The sequence below is a fragment of the Streptomyces sp. CLV115 genome (assembly GCF_038448545.1).
In the GTDB taxonomy this organism is placed as follows: Bacteria; Actinomycetota; Actinomycetes; order Streptomycetales; family Streptomycetaceae; genus Streptomyces; species Streptomyces sanglieri.
In genome coordinates, this window is record NZ_JBCEWQ010000321.1 from 1 (window position 1) to 2,724 (window position 2,724).

Annotated in this window: 2 protein-coding genes; both read right to left on the reverse strand. The window is 71.4% G+C overall.

Features of this window, described 5'->3' with window-relative positions; genetic code table 11:
• A partial coding sequence (locus AADR41_RS41795) for a caspase family protein (RefSeq protein WP_342287680.1) occupies positions 1-1,595 on the reverse strand: 1,595 nt, incomplete at its 3' end.
• Positions 1,592-2,464, reverse strand: coding sequence for a hypothetical protein (locus AADR41_RS41800; protein WP_342287682.1), 873 nt, complete (start codon positions 2,462-2,464; stop codon positions 1,592-1,594). The genes AADR41_RS41795 and AADR41_RS41800, both read right to left, overlap by 4 nt.
• Positions 2,465-2,724: the final 260 nt, after the last annotated feature.

A 2,724-nucleotide genomic window follows, 5' to 3' on the forward strand; every position in this document is an offset into this window, starting at 1 on the left:
AGGAAGGAGTGTCCTGCGGCGGTGGCGACGGCCTCGGCGACGGGCCGTACGGCGTCGAGCCGGTTGCGGTAGGGGGAGGTGGTGCGGGCCTGGAGCAGGGTGCGGGCGGTGTAGGCGATGAGGGCGGGGCGGTCGGCGTAGCGGGGGCTGTCGAGGTCCAGGACGTGGCGGGTGTCGGGGGCGTCGATGCCGAGCCGGGGCAGGAGGTAGGGGCGGGTGCCCAGGAGGAGGCGGATGCGGCCGCGGGAGTGCTCGATCAGGGGGCGCAGGATGGTGGTGCAGAGGGTGTGGGGGGTGGCGGCTTCGTCGAGGGCGTCGATGAGGACGGTCAGCGGTTGCGGGCGCCCGCTCAGGGCGTCGAGGAGTTCGCCGACGGTGGCGGTGCGCAGGCGGGCGGCGGCGGCGATGGCGTCCAGGACGTCGGTGTCGGTCAGGTGCTGGGCGTAGACGGCGGCGTCGATGGTGCTGAGTGCGAGGAGGTCCTGCGGCAGGCCGAGTGCGTGGAGAGGAACGGTGCGGCGGCGCTCGGGGTGTGCGAGGGCGGCGATGAGGCCGAGGACGGCGGTTTTGCCGGAGCCGGGGGCGGCGGTGACGACCCGGCACGCCCGGTCGTTACTGCTGGTGGGGGTGTTGAGCCAGGCGGCGAGGTCGTGCAGGACGGTGTGGCGGCCGCTGAACCACCAGGCAGGGGCGGTGAGGTCGTCGTCGGGCCCGTTCTGGTATCCCATGGCGCGTACCAGCAGGCGGGAGGTGAACTCCGTTTCGCGCCGCTGGTCCTGTTCGTCGAAGGCAGCGGCCTGCTGCAGGGCAAGGTCGACCCCGTTGAGGCGGGTGTCGTGGCGGGGGTTGGGGAAGAACGCGGGCGGCTCGCCGTCCAGGCCGACCATGGCCAGACCGATCCGCTGATGGTCAGGCCGGTCCTCCGAGCCGTTCATGTGCTGCACGATGGCGTTCACCGACAGCGTGCCGGGGCCGCGACCGGCGACCGACAGGCCGGTGACCGCCTGTTCCAGCAACGTCGGGAACAGTCCTGCCGTCGCCGGCTGGTGCGGCTGGGCGGACGAGACGACGACCAGCCCCGACCCGGACGTCCTGCCCCAGGCCGCGCCCAGACGTTCCAGCGCGGCGGCGGCCATCTGGTTGCCGCCCTGTCCGACGTAGCAGGCGTCCAGCAGCAGCATCACCTTGCGGATCCGGGTGCCACGCAGCATCGCCCGCGTCAGTTCCGCCGTGGGGAGCGTGGTGTAGACCAGGTCGTCGGGGTCGGTGTCGGCGGTGAGCAGGACGTGCTCGTCACCGTCGTCGAGGATCTCGCCGTGGCAGGACAGGTACAGCGTCAGCAGATCGTCCTCACGCCGCTCCGGTGAAGCGCAGAACGCGCGCAGGGCGTCGGTCAGTTGTTGCCTGGTGGGGCTGAGCGGCAGTGGGTCGTGAAGCCGGTAGCCGAGCGGGCCGGTGAACAGGCCGACGACCCTGGCGCGGGCTTGGACCAGGCCGGGTCGGTTCCAGTCCCGGTTCTTCGGATAGTCGGCGACCACCGCGGCCATCAGAAACCGTCGGGGGCCGGCCGCCGTATCGTCATGCGCGTCGCTCACGCCAGGCCCTCGGCGATCGCCTGCCCGCACAGCGCATCGGTGAGGTAGGCGGTCGCGTCGTGTGCGTGCGCACCGTTGGACAGCAGAGCCGAGCGGACCTCCCGGCCGAAGACGGGGCGCAGGTCCTTCACCAGCGCGACCACGTCGCCGGCCGCGGCCAGGTTCGTCCACACCAGACTCTCGCCGCCCGGCCAGGCCCCGCGCACCGCCGTGCCCGTGCCGGTGGGGGCGGGTTGCAAGCGGTGGACGACGAGGTTGGGGATGCCCAGCGGCGAGCCGATCGTCACCAGCGCCCGCACCCCATGGCCCGGCAGCGCGCACAGCGCCTCGTAAGCGACCACAGAGCCGAGCGAGTGCGCCACCACGACGCGGGTGTCCGCACCGATGCGGGCCGTGACCCGGCCGCGCGCCTCCTTGCGCGTTTCCTGGTCGGTCAGGTAGGCGCGTACCTGCTTGAGATCCGCGACCACCGCACGCAGCGCAAGATTCGCGAAGAACTTCGACCCCGACAGGGCCCGCAGAGCAGCCTGCACCGACCGCGGGGTCGCCACCAATGTGTCCCCGGCGTCCGGCGACACCACCTCTGCATCGACCTCGGCTGCGGCCCGCCACCACGCGGCCAGAAGCTCCCGCTCGAATCCCTCCTCGACATCCCCCGCGGTGTAGGGCGGATCCCCGGCGGCGAGGAACTGCCCGGCCGGACGGAACAGATCCCCGTAGAAGGCCACCACCACATCCGCCTCCGTCACCAGGCCCTCAGCCCCGGCCCGCCGCAGCCCGTCACTCAACGCCGGCCACCACACGGACCGCAACCGGTCCTCCCCCTGCACCTGCTGCCCAATCCCATGCACACAGACCACCCGCGCCATGCCGCCCACCCCACCCACATGAAGAAACCGGTCCCGCCGAATCCACACCTACCAGACCCTCGTCACCCCCGGCAGGCGGATCCCAACAGCGACATCAATGTCGCAGGCGGTACCGGTGACTGTGGCGGATGCGGCTGAGAGTGCGGTACGTGATCTTCTATCCGGCTTGTCATCGCTCGATGGGGTGAGGTTGGAGCATCGTTGCCGGTCAAGCGTGCGAGATTCGCTTGGGTGACGGGATGAGTGATCGCAAGCCGTAC

Coding starts and splice junctions, on each gene's coding strand:
- AADR41_RS41800 (WP_342287682.1), bottom strand. CDS start 2,464: ATGGCGCGGGTGGTCTGTGTGCATGGGATTGGGCAGCAGGTGCAGGGG.